General features: G+C 57.6%; 23 protein-coding genes. 8 read left to right on the forward strand and 15 right to left on the reverse strand.

Features of this window, described 5'->3' with window-relative positions; all coding sequences use genetic code 11:
* Positions 1-56: 56 nt before the first annotated feature.
* Positions 57-362 carry a DUF3565 domain-containing protein gene (locus tag BT119_RS09495; RefSeq protein ID WP_175550566.1) on the reverse strand — a complete coding sequence of 102 codons (306 nt, stop codon included), beginning with the start codon at positions 360-362 and terminating at the stop codon, positions 57-59.
* Between the two features lie 14 nt (positions 363-376).
* On the opposite strand from BT119_RS09495, the gene BT119_RS09500 reads away from it, so the two are divergent.
* The 3 genes from BT119_RS09500 to BT119_RS09510 all read left to right on the forward strand — a co-directional run bounded on the left by BT119_RS09500 (position 377) and on the right by BT119_RS09510 (position 2743).
* The gene (locus BT119_RS09500) at positions 377-862 is read left to right on the forward strand and encodes an FKBP-type peptidyl-prolyl cis-trans isomerase (protein WP_003365497.1); all 486 of its coding nucleotides are present in this window, start codon (positions 377-379) and stop codon (positions 860-862) included.
* 131 nt (positions 863-993) lie between these two features.
* Positions 994-1482, forward strand: a complete 489-nt coding sequence (locus tag BT119_RS09505) for a glutathione peroxidase (RefSeq protein WP_003365493.1) — start codon at positions 994-996, stop codon at positions 1480-1482.
* Between the two features lie 157 nt (positions 1483-1639).
* On the forward strand, positions 1640-2743 hold the full coding sequence (locus BT119_RS09510) for an NADH:flavin oxidoreductase (RefSeq protein WP_044309923.1): 1104 nt from the start codon (positions 1640-1642) through the stop codon (positions 2741-2743).
* Here the strand turns inward: BT119_RS09510 and BT119_RS09515 are convergent.
* Positions 2712-3932 (reverse strand): glycosyltransferase family 4 protein, encoded by a 1221-nt coding sequence (locus BT119_RS09515; protein WP_072365522.1) that lies wholly within the window; start codon positions 3930-3932, stop codon positions 2712-2714. The genes BT119_RS09510 and BT119_RS09515 overlap by 32 nt on opposite strands.
* A 343-nt stretch (positions 3933-4275) precedes the next feature.
* On the opposite strand from BT119_RS09515, the gene BT119_RS09520 reads away from it, so the two are divergent.
* On the forward strand, positions 4276-4698 hold the full coding sequence (locus BT119_RS09520) for a flagellar protein FlhE (protein ID WP_223272523.1): 423 nt from the start codon (positions 4276-4278) through the stop codon (positions 4696-4698).
* A 40-nt stretch (positions 4699-4738) separates the two neighbouring features.
* On the opposite strand, the gene BT119_RS09525 is transcribed toward BT119_RS09520, so the two are convergent.
* From BT119_RS09525 to cysZ, 4 genes are all read right to left on the reverse strand, one after another.
* Entirely contained in the window at positions 4739-5239 is a 501-nt protein-coding gene (locus BT119_RS09525) for a hypothetical protein (RefSeq protein ID WP_054080661.1), read from the reverse strand.
* Positions 5236-5532 (reverse strand): hypothetical protein, encoded by a 297-nt coding sequence (locus BT119_RS09530; protein WP_003433663.1) that lies wholly within the window; start codon positions 5530-5532, stop codon positions 5236-5238. The genes BT119_RS09525 and BT119_RS09530 overlap by 4 nt, the downstream gene beginning before the upstream one ends.
* 338 nt (positions 5533-5870) lie before the next feature.
* On the reverse strand, positions 5871-6215 hold the full coding sequence (locus tag BT119_RS09535; RefSeq protein WP_072365524.1) for a hypothetical protein: 345 nt from the start codon (positions 6213-6215) through the stop codon (positions 5871-5873).
* A 182-nt stretch (positions 6216-6397) separates the two neighbouring features.
* Positions 6398-7159 (reverse strand): sulfate transporter CysZ, encoded by a 762-nt coding sequence (gene cysZ / locus BT119_RS09540; protein ID WP_003433659.1) that lies wholly within the window; start codon positions 7157-7159, stop codon positions 6398-6400.
* Positions 7160-7518: 359 nt separating this feature from the next.
* Between cysZ and trxB the strand changes: the two genes are divergently transcribed.
* Positions 7519-8481, forward strand: coding sequence for a thioredoxin-disulfide reductase (gene trxB, locus BT119_RS09545; protein ID WP_003316986.1), 963 nt, complete (start codon positions 7519-7521; stop codon positions 8479-8481).
* 261 nt (positions 8482-8742) lie between these two features.
* Here trxB and BT119_RS09550 read toward each other — a convergent pair whose 3' ends face one another.
* From BT119_RS09550 to BT119_RS09580, 7 genes are all read right to left on the reverse strand, one after another.
* Complete coding sequence (locus BT119_RS09550) at positions 8743-9084, reverse strand: HopJ type III effector protein (RefSeq protein ID WP_003433658.1); 342 nt, start codon at positions 9082-9084, stop codon at positions 8743-8745.
* Complete coding sequence (locus tag BT119_RS09555; protein ID WP_003365478.1) at positions 9077-9376, reverse strand: DUF1244 domain-containing protein; 300 nt, start codon at positions 9374-9376, stop codon at positions 9077-9079. Before BT119_RS09555 ends, BT119_RS09550 begins: the two co-directional genes overlap by 8 nt.
* Positions 9377-9419: 43 nt before the next feature.
* Positions 9420-9791 (reverse strand): dihydroneopterin triphosphate 2'-epimerase, encoded by a 372-nt coding sequence (gene folX / locus BT119_RS09560; protein ID WP_003316983.1) that lies wholly within the window; start codon positions 9789-9791, stop codon positions 9420-9422.
* Positions 9791-10354 carry a GTP cyclohydrolase I FolE gene (gene folE, locus BT119_RS09565; RefSeq protein WP_003346200.1) on the reverse strand — a complete coding sequence of 188 codons (564 nt, stop codon included), beginning with the start codon at positions 10352-10354 and terminating at the stop codon, positions 9791-9793. The genes folX and folE overlap by 1 nt, the downstream gene beginning before the upstream one ends.
* 21 nt (positions 10355-10375) lie before the next feature.
* Positions 10376-11086, reverse strand: coding sequence for a dihydromonapterin reductase (gene folM, locus BT119_RS09570; RefSeq protein ID WP_003433655.1), 711 nt, complete (start codon positions 11084-11086; stop codon positions 10376-10378).
* Between the two features lie 233 nt (positions 11087-11319).
* Entirely contained in the window at positions 11320-11886 is a 567-nt protein-coding gene (locus tag BT119_RS09575; RefSeq protein ID WP_003346204.1) for a putative antibiotic biosynthesis monooxygenase, read from the reverse strand.
* A gap of 151 nt (positions 11887-12037) precedes the next feature.
* Positions 12038-12643: a hypothetical protein gene (locus BT119_RS09580; protein ID WP_003365472.1), complete on the reverse strand. Its 606-nt coding sequence runs from the start codon at positions 12641-12643 to the stop codon at positions 12038-12040.
* 206 nt (positions 12644-12849) lie between these two features.
* Between BT119_RS09580 and BT119_RS09585 the strand changes: the two genes are divergently transcribed.
* The 3 genes from BT119_RS09585 to BT119_RS09595 all read left to right on the forward strand — a co-directional run bounded on the left by BT119_RS09585 (position 12850) and on the right by BT119_RS09595 (position 15094).
* The gene (locus BT119_RS09585) at positions 12850-13302 is read left to right on the forward strand and encodes a flavodoxin (RefSeq protein ID WP_003433653.1); all 453 of its coding nucleotides are present in this window, start codon (positions 12850-12852) and stop codon (positions 13300-13302) included.
* Positions 13303-13412: 110 nt separating this feature from the next.
* Positions 13413-14324 (forward strand): SDR family oxidoreductase, encoded by a 912-nt coding sequence (locus BT119_RS09590; RefSeq protein WP_003433651.1) that lies wholly within the window; start codon positions 13413-13415, stop codon positions 14322-14324.
* A 212-nt stretch (positions 14325-14536) separates the two neighbouring features.
* A complete protein-coding gene (locus tag BT119_RS09595) occupies positions 14537-15094 on the forward strand; it encodes a hypothetical protein (protein WP_003365464.1) in 558 nt (185 codons plus the stop codon).
* Positions 15095-15323: 229 nt separating this feature from the next.
* Here the strand turns inward: BT119_RS09595 and BT119_RS09600 are convergent, their stop codons facing one another.
* Complete coding sequence (locus BT119_RS09600; protein ID WP_003365462.1) at positions 15324-16127, reverse strand: SirB1 family protein; 804 nt, start codon at positions 16125-16127, stop codon at positions 15324-15326.
* 81 nt (positions 16128-16208) lie between these two features.
* Complete coding sequence (locus BT119_RS09605; protein WP_003365460.1) at positions 16209-17081, reverse strand: alpha-amylase family protein; 873 nt, start codon at positions 17079-17081, stop codon at positions 16209-16211.
* Between the last annotated feature and the right edge of the window lie 28 nt (positions 17082-17109).

Genomic DNA, 17109 nt, shown 5'->3' on the forward strand with positions numbered 1-17109 from the left:
GCAAGGGGTCGCAGCACATAGGGAAGCGCTGCCGACCGAAAAAGTCCGGAAACCGTCTAACGCGATTTCTCTGCGGCAAGACTATCGTTATCTGCGGCGTTCGCACACCAGCCGCAACGAAAGGCTTTACCGGTCATCTGTTGACGCTGTGCAGGGTCGAGTACCCAAGGGCGTGACTGCCACGGAGGATCATGACGCAGGTGCTGGGTGTGGCCGCACGACAGCAGCGCGAACCAGTGACCTTGCTCGTCCTGTCTCAGATCGATAACGATTGAACCTTTCAAAGCGGGCCGTCCGTCAGAGTTGCGTTCGCTTTCGGGCGATTGCTTGGTTAAACTTGCCCGTTCTTCAATCTTAAGCAAAAGGTCTTGTCCCCATGCCGATCGCCGCCAATAAGGCTGTCTCCATTGACTATACCCTGACCAACGACGCTGGTGAGGTCATCGACAGTTCTACCGGTGGTGCGCCGCTGGTTTACCTGCACGGTGCAGGCAACATCATCCCGGGCCTGGAAAAGGCACTGGAAGGCAAGGAAGTAGGCGACCAGCTGAACGTTGCCGTCGAGCCCGAAGACGCCTACGGTGAGTACTCGGCCGAACTGGTCAGCACCCTGAGCAGCAGCATGTTCGAAGGCGTCGACAAGCTCGAAGTCGGCATGCAGTTTCACGCTTCCGGCCCGGATGGCGGCATGCAGATCGTGACTATCCGTGATCTGGAAGGCGACGATGTCACCGTTGACGGCAACCATCCGCTCGCGGGTCAGCGTCTGAACTTCGACGTGAAGGTTGTGGCTATTCGTGATGCCAGTGAAGAAGAAATGGCGCACGGCCATGTTCATGGTGAAGGCGGCCATCAACACTGATTTGTGCTGCTAAGCTCAGGCACTGAAAAGGCGCCCTGGCTGTTCTGCGATGACGACTTTCGTTACGCGTGCGGTCACGGTGCCTTTTTTCGGGTTGTAGCCTGGGGCGACTTGTTTCAAAAGGGGTTCTCATGAGTGCTTTTCACGACATCAAATTGAAAGCGCTGGGTGGCCAGGAACTGCCGCTGGCGAATTTCAGGAACAAAGTGGTTCTGGTGGTCAACGTCGCGTCCAAATGCGGGCTGACACCGCAGTACGCGGCACTTGAAAACCTCTATCAGCAGTACAAGGACCAAGGCCTGGAGATACTGGGTCTGCCGTGCAACCAGTTTGCCGGGCAGGAACCAGGTACCGAGCAAGAGATCGCCGAGTTTTGCCAGCTCAACTATGGCGTGACGTTTACGCTGGGTGAAAAACTCGACGTCAACGGCCCTGATCGTCACTCGCTTTACCGTTTGCTGGCGGGCGAGGGTGCCGAGTTTCCCGGGGATATCACCTGGAACTTCGAAAAGTTTCTGGTCGGCAAGAACGGTGGTGTCAGCGCACGTTTTTCTCCGCGTACCACTCCGGATGATCCTGCCGTGATCCAGGCCATTGAAAAGGCCCTGGCGCAAGGCTGATCGTATAGCCGGGGTAGCATTTCGCATTCGCCCGGCTTTCTTGCTCGCTCGTCGCTTCTGAACTCAAATCAGCCAGATCAATAGTACTGGGCCACCGCAGACGCCCGGCGATACTCTGCGCGCCTGATGGCAATCGACCATTTCACAGGAGTTGCGCATGTCGGCAGAAGCCTTGTTCACGCCTTTCCGTCTGGGCAGCCTGGAGCTGTCATCGCGTGTGGTCATGGCCCCCATGACCCGTTCGTTTTCGCCAGGGCACGTGCCCAACTCGAAGGTCGTCGAGTACTACCGGCGGCGCGCGGCGGCAGGTGTCGGGCTGATTATCACCGAAGGTACGACGGTCGATCACAAGGCATCCAACGGTTATCCGAATGTCCCGCAGTTTTTCGGTGACGCGCCACTGGCCGGCTGGCGCAAGGTGGTCGAAGCAGTACATGCGGAGGGCGGCAGCATCGTTCCGCAACTCTGGCACGTCGGCGCAGTTCGCCGTCCTGGCACCGAGCCGGATGGCAGCGTGCCTGCCTACGGGCCGATGGAGAAGGTCAAGGACGGTCAGGTGCTGGTGCATGGCATGAGCAAGCAGGACATCGACGAAGTCGTGGCGGCCTTCGCCCAGGCTGCCGCCGATGCCAAGGCAATTGGCATGGACGGTGTCGAAATTCATGGGGCTCACGGTTACCTGGTCGATCAGTTCTTCTGGGAAGGCAGCAATCAGCGCAGCGACGAGTACGGCGGCAGCCTCGCCAACCGCTCACGTTTTGCCCTCGAACTGATCAAGGCCGTGCGCGCCGCAGTGGGCCCGGACTACCCGATCATCTTCCGTTTCTCACAATGGAAGCAGCAGGATTACGCCGCGCGTCTGGTGCAAACGCCCGAGGCGCTGGGCGAGTTTCTGCAGCCTCTGGCCGACGCTGGTGTGGATATCTTTCATTGCTCTACCCGGCGTTTCTGGGAGCCTGAGTTCGAAGGCTCCGACCTGAACCTGGCGGGCTGGACGCGCAAGCTGACCGGCAAACCGACCATTACTGTCGGCAGCGTCGGACTGGACGGCGAGTTCCTGCAGTTCATGGTCAACACCGACAAGGTCGCTCAGCCGGCCAGCCTGGAAAATCTGCTGAAGCGGCTGGGCAACGACGAGTTCGATCTGGTGGCGGTAGGACGTGCGTTGCTGGTCGATCCGGATTGGGCATTGAAAGTGCGCGAGGGCCGCGAGCAGGACATCCTGCCTTTCAGTCGAGACGCACTGATGACACTGGTCTGATCTTCTTGCTGGCTACCGGCCTGATCTCTTTGGCATTTACAGGTTTTTCGCCCGGGCAGGCTTCACGCAATTGCCGTTCGAACTGATCGATTATCGCCGTCCAGCCCTGGCGACTGGCGTGTTGACGAGCATTGAGGCGCACCCGGCGCAATGTTTCGCTGTCTTCCAGCAACCAGCGCGCCGCGTCGATGAATGCCGCCTCGTCACCCGGCATGGCCAACGCACCGTTGTGGCCATGGCGGATGTGCTGCCCGGCTGCGGCTTCATCGTAGGCGACCACGCCGAGGCCTGAGGCCAGCGCTTCAAGGACCACGTTGCCGAACGTTTCGGTCAGGCTGGGGAACAGAAACATATCTGCCGAGGCATAGTGCATGGCCAGCACTTCACCGCGCTGAGTGCCGCAGAAGATCGCATCCGGGATCTGCTCCTCAAGCTGATGGCGCTGCGGTCCATCGCCGACAACAATCAGTTTGATATTACGTTGCGGGTAACTGTCCTTTAGGGTTTCGAAGCTGGCTTTGAGCAAGCCCAGGTTTTTCTCGGGTGCCAGGCGGCCGACGTGTATGACGCCGATATCACCTGCTTGCAGGCCCCAGCTTTCGCGCAGAGCCTGCGAACGCCTGGACGGGTTGAACATCTGGCTGTCGACACCACGAGACAATAACTCGATCCTTTCAAAGCCGCGCCGCTCCAGTTCCACCTTCTGGCTGATGCTCGGCACCAGCGTCATGCGCGAGCGGTTGTGGAACCAGCGTAGGTAGTGGGTCAGCAGCCGAGTGATAAACCCCATGCCGTATTGCTGCGTGTACTGTGGAAAGTTGGTGTGAAAGCCGCTGATCACCGCTATTCCCAAGCGCCGAGCTGCCCGTAGCGCCGACAAACCCAGCGGGCCTTCAGTGGCGATGTACAACACATCCGGTCGACGCCGCTGCCAGCGGCGCAACAGCTTGTGCATAGAAGACTGACCCCACTGCAACCCCGGGTAACCCGGTATCGGCCAGCCCCGGCAGAGCAGCAGGTCCTCCGCAGCGCCCGCGCCGATCTCGTCGTTCTGACGTGGCCGCACCAGCTCGACCCGGTGCCCGCGCAACCGCAACCCTTCACAAAGACGCCCCAGGGTATTGGCAACGCCGTTGATCTCGGGAGTGAAGGTTTCAGTAATCAGGGTGACATTAAGAATTTGGCTCATGGGAGCAGTTTCGGCGGGTTACATTTCGGTTATGTGGCGGTTGTGTGATGGATTGGTGATAGGGCGTCGGTAAGGTGAGGAGGTTGGTGTGAGGCTGCGCGGGATAGTTAATAGGTAAACGCATAAGCTGTACAATGATTTCAATAAAACTCACGATAAAGTTCATTGGCTTCCTACAGGTGTTCACATCGTTTCCTAAAAGCGTGTAGTCCGTTCTGATACGTGTTGATATTATCTGTTTGCCTAGTAATGTCGGGTTATCGAATCGTGTGGTTCGTTAACGTTGGTTTGGAATGGCTGGATTTTTAGTTGTTCCTGCTTATCAATATACTAGGGAAGTGAAATGAAATTTAACGACAATAAATTGAAATGGGCTCGTTCGGCTTCAGGAATTGCTTTGGCACTTTTAGCCTTTTCGAACCTTGCACTGGCTGGAAACTATCAATCGTCGGTTGCTCTGCCGGTTATTCATTCAAAAGGCTATGTTCACACCGCTGAGCTGCCAGTAAGCAGGCATGCGCCTGTGACAGCGACGATCAAAAGTGTCAGTTGGAACTGGAGCGTGTTGGGCTGGCCTCAGGGGCTTGAGGTCTACTTGTGCCAAGGTGTCAGCGTATGCCTGAACGTATCACGTCAGCGAACGGGGTCCACAACGTTTTTCGGTAATCAGTCTGCACGTCGCAAGTTCTATTACACGATGAAGGTTGGAGAGGCGGGAAGGGTGCCAGTCGCTGGACAGCAAGGGCGAATAACTGTCGATTGGTAATCTCACAAGCGCCCTCCCCCAGACAGGGAGGGCGCTCAGGCTACCAATTTGCCATGTCACGAAATGCGAGAGGAAGAGCGTCGTTAAAGTTTAGTATCTTTTCAAGTATCCTGGCCGCAGGCGTACCTTTCAAATATTCTTCTTCATAAAGGGCGGTTCGCTCTTTTTGCATACACCCCCCGATTTTCTGAAAGTAAGCGCTCGACTCGGGTGTGACTATCTTGCCCGTGGCGCAGTAACGAATCACGGGGTAATCAGATAGATCCACTCCCTCGCCAGTCAATGAATTGTACGCATAGTGTCTGGCCAGGAAGCTCGCTTCGACCGGACTGCTTTGAGCTTGTGCCATCAGCTTGGGCCTGAGCTCTCCTCCTCGCAGGATTGTCCTTGCGCAATGAGGTGTTTCTTTTTCGCGGACGGCTTCTTGAAGTACGCTAGCGAAGCTTTCAGGTGTTGATGCCGGGGGGCGTGGTGTTGTTTTGTACCGTACACCTAACGGTGTAACGTTCAGGAATGGCGAAACATTGTCGGTGTGGGTCATTTGAAAATCCCTCGCGCACGTTCCATTGCTGCAGGCATAGGCACGAATTCTTTATCCTCCACAATGGATCTGCGTTGTTCGATCGTCATGCTATCCATGAAGCGAGTTGAGCGGGACATTGCTGAACTGCCGAGTGTTGCGGGTAATGCGGCTGGAGGTTTTTTCTCCGTCTGTGTGATGGCAGCGTTCAACAGGCTTGCAAACTGACCTGAACGGTTTTCCGGTAGTCTTTCGAGGGATGCGGGTCGGTAGGAGGAGAGTTGTTCTGCGGCAGATTCTGTTTTTATTTCCATAGCGATTACTCCTGTTTTTTAATCAGGAAAGCAAGGGTAATGCCATATTTAATGTATTGGTTGTTCCTACGTCGTTGCGGTCTTGTATTAGAGGTCGGGAAGATATGTCCTACGCAATATTCCTACGTGTAATGTTTTTTCATATCTCGGCAAGCAGTGTCGGGTTGCGGCAAGTCGCTGCCGTTACACGGAATGGAGTTCTATAAGCTGCTTGTAAGAGTGCTGATATATAGCTGTAAGAAGTTTCCCTTTTAATGCTGGAGTGCCGAACAGATAACTCATTATCTGTTCGGCACGCTCTCAGGCGTCTTCGTCACTTAGCCGGTCAAGCAGGGCGATCAGCCCAGATCACGAACCAGTTGGCCGATCACTTCGCCCACTTTGGCCAGGTCCGGTGCATCCAGACGATGTTCATCGGCATACGAATAGGCAACGGTGAACAGGCCGGCGGTACGGGTGGAATAGGCAGGGGCATCTTTCTCGAAAACACGGTTCGCGGCTTCGGCTGTCAGCGAATTGGAGCTGATGACCACGCCTTCTTCAGGGGCGTTCACACCGTTGATGTAAACGTTGTCCGGATTGATCGACCATTCGGCCAGTTCACTGACCAGAAAGGCGCGGATCTTTTCCTGAGCGGTTGCGTTGTCGGTGGTCAGTGCAGCAGGATTTACTTGAGCATTCATGATTTAACTTCCTTGTTAAGTTCATGTGTCGCTGAGTTTCATGGAAGCTGGCTTCACATGAACGGATTGATTGAGGCCCCATTTAGCCTTGGTTGGCGGGGTGAGTTGCGGTGCATATTTATATGCGTGTGATTTTTCTTCGGGTGTGCCGAACCGCATGGCGCGGCCCGGCAGGTCGGCATTCAGCCTCGTGCGTGGGTCACCGGCAACGCATCCGCGCCGCGCTCGCGCACCCAGAACAGCGTTGCACCGGCCACTGCCGCGGGCATCATCAGCAGGTTGACCACCGGGATCAGCAAGGCGACGTAGACAATGCCGCCGAAGCTCAGGCTTTGCCAGCGCTTGCTTTTCAGCCAGCCGAGCATTTCGTTCCAGCCCAGCTTGTGGTTGTCGGCGGGGTAGTCGATGTACTGGATCGCCATCATCCACACCCCGAACAACAGCCACAGCGGGGCGGCGATGATGTTGGCGACCGGGATGAACGACAGGATGAACAGGCCGAGCATGCGTGGCAGCATGTAGCCCAGCTTGCGTGCTTCGCGGGCCAGGGTGCGGGGCACCATGGCAACCAGTTCGGCCCAGCTGAAATCGGGCGATTCGTCTACGCCACGAACCACGGCTTCGACCTTTTCGGACAGAAACCCGTTGAACGGTGCGGCAATGATGTTGGCGACCATGGTGAAAGTGAAAAACACCATCAGCAGCACCAGCGCCACGAACAGTGGCCAGAGGATATAACTGAGAAAGCTCAGCCAGTGGGGCAGGGTCGGCATGAAGGTGTCGACCCACAGCTCGAACTGGTGCACCGCCAGATAGATCAGGCCGCAGAACAACACCACGTTGATGCTCAATGGCAGTAGAACGAACAAGCGCAAGCCAGGGCTGAGGACCAGTTTCAGGCCCTCTCTCAGGTATTGCGGGCCGGTAAGGGCGGGAGCGGGCATGGGAGTCTCCGAGTGCTTGAAAGGCGTGACCTTACCGGCTTTGTGATGGCCATGAAAGAGCGGAGCGCCGACGGTTTTTGAGCATGTCAGACTTGTGGCGTATCCTTCGACGAAGAATATCCGGATGGCGCCGCTTTCAAGCGCCCGCGCTATAGAAGTGACCTATAGGGTGGATTGTGAAACGATATTTCCTTAACCTCTGCGGCCCCGATAGGCTGTTCGGCAATCTAGGACCTGTCCTTCAGGTCAGAATTTTCAGGACCTGCCGAACCAAACGACGCTTCCCCAAGCGTTTCGGTGGTCCTTTTTATCCAGCCGTCCCGACCGCGGCGTAAACGGTCGGTCGATAGGAGTGTGTCATGTCAGACGTACGTCATTCCCGAGTGATCATTCTCGGTTCCGGCCCTGCCGGTTACAGCGCTGCGGTCTACGCCGCTCGCGCCAACCTCAAGCCTCTGCTGATCACCGGCATGCAGGCTGGCGGCCAATTGACCACGACTACAGAAGTTGATAACTGGCCAGGCGACCCGCACGGTCTGACCGGTCCTGCGCTGATGGAACGCATGCGCGAGCATGCCGAGCGTTTCGAGACTGAAATTGTCTTCGACCACATCAATTCCGTTGACCTGGCTGGCAAGCCGTTCAGCCTGCAGGGCGATAGCGCAACCTACACCTGCGATGCTCTGATCATTGCCACCGGCGCCAGCGCCCGCTACCTGGGCCTGCCATCGGAAGAAGCGTTCATGGGCAAGGGTGTGTCTGCCTGCGCCACCTGCGATGGCTTCTTCTATCGCAACCGTGAAGTCGCAGTGGTGGGTGGTGGTAACACGGCGGTTGAAGAGGCGCTGTATCTGGCCAACATCGCCAGCAAGGTGACCCTGGTTCACCGTCGCGAAACCTTCCGTGCCGAGAAGATCCTGATCGACAAGCTGCACGCACGTGTCGCCGAGGGCAAGATCGAACTCAAGCTCAACGCCACACTGGACGAAGTTCTGGGTGACAACATGGGTGTGACCGGTGCGCGCCTGAAGAACAACGACGGCAGCAGCAGCGAGCTGAAAGTCGACGGTGTGTTCATCGCGATCGGCCACACACCAAACACCTCGTTGTTCGACGGTCAGCTGGCCTTGAAAGACGGTTACATGGTTGTGCAGGGTGGCCGTGAAGGCAACGCCACGGCGACCAGCGTCGAAGGCGTATTCGCTGCCGGCGACGTGGCTGACCACGTGTATCGCCAGGCCATTACCTCGGCCGGTGCCGGCTGCATGGCGGCACTGGACGTCGAGCGCTACCTGGACGGGCTGGCTGACGTATCGTTCTGATTTGCTCTCGTGCCCAAGCGCTCATCGCTATACACAAATCTTATGGGAGCGGAGCGATCCGCATTGCTCGCGAGGAGGTCAGCACATTCCCCGGAAACAGGGTGTTTGAACCGATGCCTTCGTGAGCAAGCTCACTCCCACAGTGGGCTGTACTCTGCCTCATGCTGTGTTTAACCCCGTTTTCCGGGTTTACCAGGACGCGTGTATAGCGTGGAGTGCCTAGGTATGGGCACTAGAACGATGTGATTTCAACCCAGCCGATCAAGCCTTGCGCTTGAGCGGCTCGCCTTCAAACTTCACACCCGCCAGACCATTCGCGATCAGCGCACGGATATTGCCGTGGTCGCTGCCTTCAGGTGTGGCTTGTACCGAGCGGTAATGCTCGCCGAACGCCAGCAGTGCCTCCTCGTCAGTCAAGCCTTCCAGTAGCGCCAGGCCCAGCGTCTTGCACGACCCTTCGTTTTGCCCGGCAGCATTGTCGACGTCGCCGTTTCTGAAGGCCTGAGGCTGGTAGTCGTAGCCTTCGGTGATGAACGCCAGGGTGTCGGCAAACGCATGCTCGCCGCTGCGCAGGCGGGTGCGCAGGGAATTCAGATCAGTCATGTTGTTTGGTTTCCTTGACGAACGCCGCCTGTTGTTCGGCGTTCGCTTCTTTCTGATAGCGGGCTTTCCACTCGCTGTATGGCATGCCATAAACCACTTCGCGCGCATCATCGAGGCTGAGGTCGATGTGCTTTTCGTCAGCGGCGGCCTTGTACCACTTGGACAGGCAATTACGGCAAAAGCCGGACAGGTTCATCAGGTCGATGTTCTGGACATCCTTGCGGCTGTCCAGATGCGCGACCAGTCGGCGGAAGGCTGCGGCTTCGAGTTCGAGGCGTTCTTGCTCGGTCATGACGGGCTCTTTTCAGTGGACGGTTGACGTCATGATAAGAGTTTCAGCGTTGACCGGCGAGCGTGATCGATACCGACTCGGCAAAGCGCAGGGCATGCGGCTTGTCGACCTCCACTTCAGCGTAGGTCACCGCCTCGTGGCTCATCACCAGATCCAGCACTTCCTGGGTCAGTCTTTCCAGCAGGGCAAAACGATTGCCCTCGACGTGCTGGATGATGGCCTTGGTGATGGTGCGATAGTTGAGGGCATGCTCGATGTCGTTATCCCGGACCGCTTCCTGAGCGGCATAGAGAATCGTCAGGTTGATCAGCACGTCCTGTTTGTTGAGGATTTCGTCCTCATTGATGCCGATGAAGGTACGCAGGCGCAGGTCCTTGACCCGGATGCGCGCGGTGCCAGGTTCGAGTCTTGCCATTATTGTCTGCTCCGTCCGATCAATTGCAGAAACTCCATGCGTGTGGTGCTCGAGTCACGGAAGGCCCCCAGCATCACTGACGTGTTCATGGTTGAATTCTGCTTTTCGACGCCGCGCATCATCATGCACATGTGCTGGGCTTCGATGACCACAGCCACACCGGCGGCTCCGGTGACTTTCTGAATCGCATCAGCAATCTGTTTGGTCAGGTTTTCCTGAATCTGCAGACGGCGGGCAAACATGTCGACGATGCGTGCGATCTTCGACAGGCCCAGTACCTTGCCGGTCGGAATATACGCCACATGCGCCTTGCCTATGAACGGCAGCAGGTGGTGCTCGCAAAGCGAGTACAACTCGATGTTCTGGACGATGACCATTTCATCGTTGTCGGAGGCGAACAGGGCGCCATTGACGATCTCTTCGACGCTCTGGGTGTAGCCATGACACAGATACTGCATGGCTTTGGAGGCGCGTTTCGGCGTATCCAGGAGACCTTCGCGGTCTGGATCTTCACCAAGGCCGAGCAGAATGTCTCGATAGTGCTGGGGCAGGGACGAACTCATCAGAATGATCCTCGGGGCGGCTTACTTGACGTGCCGTCCGCCGTTTACGGTCAGTGTTGTGCCGGTGACATAGGTGCTGTCCAGAAGGTAACGCAGGCTCTGGTAGATCACTTCTGCACCAGGCTCTATGCCCAGGGCCGACTTGGCCAGGGCGTTGGCGCGGTAGGCCGCATCATCCTTGGGTTGAAACATCAACAGCGCCGGTGCTATGCCGTTGACTTTGACAAGTGGGGCGAACCTGGCGGCGAAGGACAGCGTCAGGCTTTCCAGGCCGGCCTTGGTTGCGCAGTAGGCGATATGCTTGCTGCTGCCCTTGCGGGTCACGTCATCGCTGATATGCACGATGTCAGCGACCTCGCTGGCGGTCAGCAACGACTCGCAATGCAGATTGATCAGGTAGGGCGCCAGCATGTGCACGTTGAACATGCGTGTGAAGTTGTCGGCTTCATCGCCCGGTGTTTCTGCCAGCCACTCGGAAGCGTTGTGGACAATGGCCCGCAGGCTTGAGGTCTGGGTTTTCAACAGCTCGACAAAAGCCATGATGCCGGCTTCGCAGGAAAAATCCCCGTGGATGGCCACCGCGCCAGCCTGGCGCAGTTCCGTCACACTTTCGTGCTCGGTGCGATAACTGATGATCACCCGTTGCCCGTGTTCCAGCAGACGCAAGGCGCAATGCAGGCCCACGCGCTGGCTGGCGCCGGTGATCAGGATAGGTGCAGAAGACATTGCCATCGACAGCTCACGTATCGGTTATCCGTAGTGGACGGGGATTGTACGGTCGATTGTTTCTTCCGGTTTACAGGCAAAGTTATACCAGAGAATTTTTTTGTACAACCCTGGACATCATGAAACTCGCCGAGGCAGTGCTCGAAGGCGCTGAGCACGGGGAGGCTGAGGGAACGAGCGGGGCTGGGACGCGACCAAGACCTGTACCGAGGTGTAAAGGTGTACAGGTCTTTATGAGTCTAGCGAGGGGAAGGTGATTGCGTCGGGCGTGCCGGTGCAGGCGTGCTCTGCAGCCAGGGTGCGAGCAGGCGCGTGGACAGCGGGATGAACAGGTAGACCATCAGCGGGGTGAGCACCGCTGTACTGATCATGATGCGCGGTAACAGGTCCAGATGATTGAGCAACGGGCCGAGTAGAAAGTTGAAGATCAGCGACACGGGGAAAAACGCCAGCCAGATCGCGACAGCCTGTTTCCAGCGTGGCGGACGCTGATCGATTGCGCCAAACCAGCCGTCGATGCCGCTGACCCGATGCTCCGAAGGTTGTGCGAAAAGACCGCTGCCGCGCACCAGCCAGGAGCGTCGGGAGGCGGAATGCTCCCAGGCGTGCATGGTGTGCTCATCGGTGAAGCGGAAAATGATCTGAAATTCGTCGTCGCCGGGCGGCGGCGCCAATACCCCTGAACCCAGATACCCTGGAAAGTCCGTGGCCAACTGTTCGCCTTCGTGCAGCCAGGCCATCATTTCATGGTAGCGACCCTGCGCCACGCGGCGTGCAACCATCAAGGTGACGGGTGAGGTAGACATTGTATATCTCCGGTAGAGGCGTGAAATTCCCGGGTAGGGAGGTCACATGCCGCGATCCGGGATGGTGGGTCGCGACAGCTTCACGTAAACAGCAAGCAAGGATTATTCCTGAAACGCTGATAGACCGGTAGAGCGTTGTCGGGCAGGCAGGTTACTTGTGCAAGGATGGATGCTTGCGACGATGCTCTTGCAGGATGTACTGGCGCAAGCGCTCGGCATCGTCCTTGCCATGCTTGCTGAAATGATAGGCACCGACGTTTTGCCCGATCATTCGCTCCAGCTTGCCGCGCATCGGAATGGGCGCTTGACCCGGCGGGTTGAACCAGGCGGAAAAGTTTCTCGGCAGCTTGCCTTCCTTGCGGTACTCGAGCAACACACCCTTGAACGACAACTCATGAACCCAGAGTGCCGTCAATGCACCCTTTTCTGTTTCGAGAGGGATGGGTTCTTCCAGCACAAGCCGCCATGGGCGGATCTTCGGGCCTTCCTCGAAAATACTCGGCGCGCCGAGTTCCAGATGCAGTGCGTGGAATTCGTCCTCGACCAGATGCAGCGGGAAATTCATCTGCTGATTCTCGAACTGCGCATGGATCGTGACCTGCTCATGAGCGGCCAGTCTGGTCAGCAGATCCTGAATCTGGATGCCACCGTTGACCAGCAGGCTACGCGTACTGTCACGTACGTTCAGCTGAGGGTTGCGGTGCATGCTCTGGATAAAATCCAGCTCAGCCTGGGTGAGTAGTGAATCAGGTTGCATGGGCGGAGGCTCGGTCTAACCGGTTATTGAGAACAAAGACCATTGATTCCGTAATGTGTTCGGACCATTCATCATATTTTTTCATTCAAGTGTTTCAACTCTGCTGTGTTTCTCCGGGCAGACCGAAGGCAGAATGGTCCGTAGAAAATTCAGACGGCATTCTAAGGCATAATGTTTCACTTTTTTAAGCTGCTGCAGGAATAACCATGAAAGTCGCCATCGTGTGTGGAACGGTCTACGGATCGGCCGAGGAAGTCGCCAGACACGCCGCTGCATTGTTGCGTGCCGCCGGCCATGAGACGCTCGTCAATCCCCGGCTCATGTTGCCGGAGCTGCTCGCCTTCGAGCCTCAGGCGATCCTGGCCGTGACATCGACCACCGGCATGGGTGAGTTGCCCGACAACCTCATGCCTCTTTATTCAGCGCTGCGCGACGGTCTGCCAGGCGAACTGCGCGGCTTGCCCGGCGCGGTGATTGCACTGGGCGATGCCAGTTACGGCGACACCTTCTGCGCGGGCGGTGAGCAGATGCGCGAATTGTTCGCTGAAATGGGCGTTACCGAAGTCCAGGATATGTTGCGTCTGGACGGAAGCGAAAGCGTCACCCCGGAAACCGACGCCGAGCCTTGGCTGGAAGCGTTCATCAAGCACCTGGGCTGAAAACATCGCGCGTCTTTATCGGGCATGATTCAGCACAGCAGTGTTGATTGTGGCTGTGCCGGACGTGGACGACACTCATCGCAACGTATTCCTGAGGCATGGAGCCAGCGATGAGCGAGTCAGTACGTTTTGACGATAAAGTCGTGGTTGTGACCGGCGCAGGGGGTGGGCTGGGTCGGGCTCATGCGCTGCTGTTTGCGAAACATGGCGCGCGGGTGGTGGTCAATGACCTGGGCGGTTCGGCGCATGGCGAAGGTGCCAGCGCGTCTGCCGCAGATCGCGTCGTCGCCGAGATTCGCGCGGCAGGCGGCACAGCGATAGCCAATCATGATTCGGTGACCGAGGGCGGCCACATCGTGCAGCATGCGCTGGACGCATTCGGGCGCATCGATGTGCTGGTCAACAACGCGGGCATCCTGCGTGACAAGACCTTCGCCAACATGCAGGACGCCGACTGGGATCTGGTCTATCGCGTCCATGTCGAGGGTGCTTACAAAGTCACCCATGCCGCCTGGCCTTACCTTCGCGAGCAGAACTACGGACGGGTGATCTTTACGTCATCGACGTCCGGTATCTACGGCAACTTCGGGCAAGCCAATTACGCGACGGCCAAGCTGGGGCTTTACGGGCTGACCCGCACCCTTGCGCTGGAAGGTCGCAAGAACCGCATCTTCGTCAACGCCATAGCGCCAACGGGCGGCACACGCATGACCGAGGGCCTGATCCCCGCTAATGTCTTCGAGCTGCTCAAGCCCGAACTGGTCAGCCCGCTGGTGGTGTACCTGTGCAGCGAACAATGTCAGAGCAGTGGCGACCTGTTCGAAGTGGGCGGCGGCTGGATCGGCAAGGTCCGTTGGCAGCGCAGTCAGGGGGCCTGCTTCGACCCGCAGACAGGTTTCAGCCCGCAAGACGTTGCGCAGCAGTGGCAGGCGATTGGTGATTTCGCCAACGCAGCGCATCCTGCCGACACTGGCGAAGCGTTGAAAGAGATGATGGTCAACCTGCAGAAGTACGTTAAATAACCCGCCTTTGCTAGCTGACGCAAGACGAGAGTGTTTGTTGAACGTGTGCGCATCTTTAAGCGGGTTGCTTAATTGTATATGGGAAGTTTCACTGTGTTAGGTAAGAACTGTCTTTTTGCCCTGTAGGTCGAGTATGGATTTTTGCAGGTCTATTAATTAAGCATCTTCCACTCCGATATGAAGTTCGAACACATTCATATCTGGAGTGACACATGGCCAAATCAATATGGGGCGAACTTCCACCGGTAAGCGTCGCCGCGCCTCCTGAACGAGTCAAGGTCAAGAAGGCTGCGGCACAGGTAACCCAGGTGCTTCAGGAGGTGGGTGAAAATTCGATTGCGCTCAATGCGCTGGCGATGGAAAAGCGCAAGATGAAGCCGCTGTTCAAGGGCTTCAATCCCGAACAGATAACCCCCAAGGATCTCAACAGAGCGGGGATGATTTTATACAAGTTCGGCATGATCGATAATCACACCGCCGAGTTGATGAGTCGCGCAGGCGATGAGTTCGACAAGAAAGGCAAACTGGTCGACCCCAGCAAGGAAATCAACGCGCTGGAGTTTTTTGCCAATCGGATCATCGATATGAAAGAGAAGGCGCTGAGCGGCGATCCCTATGCCAAGGCGCTATTGCCTGATTACATCAGGACCATCCATATCATGCAGAATCTTCAGGTGTTTGCCGAGTCGGGCGACAGTTACGAGATGCGCAAGATCAAGGACATGGAAAACAAGGGGCTGATCAAAAGAACGCCGGATGCCAAGGGCTGAGGCAGGCTGCACGATATAAACGCGGAGCGTATTAATCTGCGGGCAATAAAAAAGGCCGCTGCACAGAGACCTGCACGGCGGCCAAACAAAACGCAGGATCAAGGGAGCTTGCAAATCCACGTCGATTTAACGCGCGCAGGTTAACCGCCATCACGCGCCCGAAAAATCCCCGCACAGGATATGCAGCATTACCTGGCGGGTAACAATTCGCAGCGAATGAGCAGGTTGCTCAATGAACGCGGTGGTTTAACGGTAAGCGGCTCAGGCGCTCGGCAAGCTGGAGCCTTTGCATCGGGTCTTCACTGAGCAATAGCGCGCGTTCCAGATCGAAACGTTCGGCCTGCGGGCATTCGAGCAACTGATAAAGGCTGGCGCGGGCCAGGTGATCGCTGCTGGTGGCCTGGCCCAGTTCGACGATGCGGTCGGCATCCTTGAGCGCCGCAAGAACATTATCGTTGATCTGGTGCAGATGCCGCAGGTTGCGCGACAACCGTTGCAGCATGCTGGTCGGGGTGGCGCGAGTCATATGCTCGGCGCGCAGCTGCATGGTTGGGCCGAACTGCCTGATCAACAGCTCGCGGCAGTCAGCGGGATAGAGCCTGCGCCCGCTGCAGGGGTCGAGCAGATGATCGGCACCCGGCACGCGCAACAGGAAGTGACCCGGGAAATTCACGCCTTCCAGGGTAATGTCCAGGCGCCGTGCGATCTCCAGCGCAATCATTGCCAGCCCCAGTGGCTGACCTCGACGCTGCAGCACGATCTTGTGCAGAAGGGCCGAATCGGGTTTGGGAGGGTTCCAGTCATTCTGCTGAAAGCCCAGGGCATTGAGTTGCCGTAACAGCGGTTGGGCAAGTTCAGGCGCAGGCAGGACAGGCAGCGCTGAATTTATCTGGCGCTGCAACTGGGCCATTTCGCTCATTACCTCATGCCACTCGAAATGTGCGTCATGTTCGGTCGACACCCATAACGCAGCTTCAAACACCGAGGGCGGTGTCTGTTGCAGGCAGGCCAGGCAATGCTGACGTGGCGTCATGGACCACTCCGTGCGGCTCGAAATCCAGTGCGAAGACTCTTTGTAGCCCTGTGCGCGAATTTCGTCCAGCGCCACGTGTTTCTACTTGTTCAGGGCTTCTATCAGGTCGGGTGTCACATAGTGAGGACCGTCGAACAGGTACAGCGGATAGCCATCGAAAGCTGCAATCTGCGGTTTCAGTTCGGCCGCCGTTGCCGGGCGGAAGCCGCCGCCTACCTGCGGGCGAAAGGCTTCGACGATGATTCTGACGCGATTCTTGCCCAGCCGTTTGCGCAGGGCGTCGGCGTAGGTGCGGGCAACCGGAGCGGTGCGGGCATAGACACCCACACCATCCTGAAAGAACACACCGATATCGTCCGGCAGCCAGGTTTTCAGCCAGTCCGCTGTGGCGGCGGGCCCGATATTGGCGCCGTCGTAGACGCTGATCCACAGTGGTCTGGGCAGTTTCGCCAGCAGTGCCGGTAACTCCTTGGCACGACTCCAGCTGGGGTCGACCTCGGCGGGGAAGTACCAGCCGGTGACATTGAGCGGCGTTTTCACCTTGGCCAGTTGCGCCGAAAGCACCGCCAGCTGCTCGATATTGTCCCGCGAGCGGGTTTCGCTGAAGTACCCGGCCAGTCCGAGGATCACTTCCTGGGCCCACGGCTCCTTACCGATCCGTGTCCAGTCCGGCAACACCGGCACACTGCTCATCGGGGTGCCCGGTATGAACGCCTGATCATCGACCGCCGTCCACTGCACGAGCAGTTGCCGTGCGCCGAGCCTGTCCCAGTTGCCGCTTATGCCTACCGTTGCGTTATCCGGTTGCCAGACGATGCCGACAACCCCCGGGCCCTTGGGCTGGATCAGCAGATACAGCTCGCTGGTGCCGAGGGCGATCGCCCCCACCAGCAGGGCGGCCACCGAGGTCTTGATCAATGTTGCCTGTCGCAGCAGTGCGGCCAGAGCCTTCAAACATTACTCCCTGATGGATGACGGGCGT

Source organism: Pseudomonas sp. NFACC10-1, assembly GCF_900119195.1.
GTDB lineage: Bacteria > Pseudomonadota > Gammaproteobacteria > Pseudomonadales > Pseudomonadaceae > Aquipseudomonas > Aquipseudomonas cerasi.

Bases quoted from the DNA above. Each gene is read 5' to 3' on its own strand.
- BT119_RS09550 (WP_003433658.1), bottom strand. From the start codon at position 9,084: ATGACTGATCTGAATTCCCTGCGCACCCGCCTGCGCAGCGGCGAGCAT.
- cysZ (WP_003433659.1), bottom strand. From the start codon at position 7,159: ATGCCCGCTCCCGCCCTTACCGGCCCGCAATACCTGAGAGAGGGCCTG.
- folX (WP_003316983.1), bottom strand. From the start codon at position 9,791: ATGGCAAGACTCGAACCTGGCACCGCGCGCATCCGGGTCAAGGACCTG.
- BT119_RS09510 (WP_044309923.1), top strand. From the start codon at position 1,640: ATGTCGGCAGAAGCCTTGTTCACGCCTTTCCGTCTGGGCAGCCTGGAG.
- BT119_RS09515 (WP_072365522.1), bottom strand. From the start codon at position 3,932: ATGAGCCAAATTCTTAATGTCACCCTGATTACTGAAACCTTCACTCCC.
- trxB (WP_003316986.1), top strand. From the start codon at position 7,519: ATGTCAGACGTACGTCATTCCCGAGTGATCATTCTCGGTTCCGGCCCT.
- BT119_RS09500 (WP_003365497.1), top strand. From the start codon at position 377: ATGCCGATCGCCGCCAATAAGGCTGTCTCCATTGACTATACCCTGACC.
- BT119_RS09575 (WP_003346204.1), bottom strand. From the start codon at position 11,886: ATGTCTACCTCACCCGTCACCTTGATGGTTGCACGCCGCGTGGCGCAG.
- BT119_RS09595 (WP_003365464.1), top strand. From the start codon at position 14,537: ATGGCCAAATCAATATGGGGCGAACTTCCACCGGTAAGCGTCGCCGCG.
- BT119_RS09530 (WP_003433663.1), bottom strand. From the start codon at position 5,532: ATGGAAATAAAAACAGAATCTGCCGCAGAACAACTCTCCTCCTACCGA.
- BT119_RS09505 (WP_003365493.1), top strand. From the start codon at position 994: ATGAGTGCTTTTCACGACATCAAATTGAAAGCGCTGGGTGGCCAGGAA.
- folM (WP_003433655.1), bottom strand. From the start codon at position 11,086: ATGGCAATGTCTTCTGCACCTATCCTGATCACCGGCGCCAGCCAGCGC.
- BT119_RS09585 (WP_003433653.1), top strand. From the start codon at position 12,850: ATGAAAGTCGCCATCGTGTGTGGAACGGTCTACGGATCGGCCGAGGAA.
- BT119_RS09600 (WP_003365462.1), bottom strand. From the start codon at position 16,127: ATGACGCCACGTCAGCATTGCCTGGCCTGCCTGCAACAGACACCGCCC.
- BT119_RS09555 (WP_003365478.1), bottom strand. From the start codon at position 9,376: ATGACCGAGCAAGAACGCCTCGAACTCGAAGCCGCAGCCTTCCGCCGA.
- BT119_RS09525 (WP_054080661.1), bottom strand. From the start codon at position 5,239: ATGACCCACACCGACAATGTTTCGCCATTCCTGAACGTTACACCGTTA.
- BT119_RS09520 (WP_223272523.1), top strand. From the start codon at position 4,276: ATGAAATTTAACGACAATAAATTGAAATGGGCTCGTTCGGCTTCAGGA.
- folE (WP_003346200.1), bottom strand. From the start codon at position 10,354: ATGAGTTCGTCCCTGCCCCAGCACTATCGAGACATTCTGCTCGGCCTT.
- BT119_RS09535 (WP_072365524.1), bottom strand. From the start codon at position 6,215: ATGAATGCTCAAGTAAATCCTGCTGCACTGACCACCGACAACGCAACC.
- BT119_RS09590 (WP_003433651.1), top strand. From the start codon at position 13,413: ATGAGCGAGTCAGTACGTTTTGACGATAAAGTCGTGGTTGTGACCGGC.
- BT119_RS09580 (WP_003365472.1), bottom strand. From the start codon at position 12,643: ATGCAACCTGATTCACTACTCACCCAGGCTGAGCTGGATTTTATCCAG.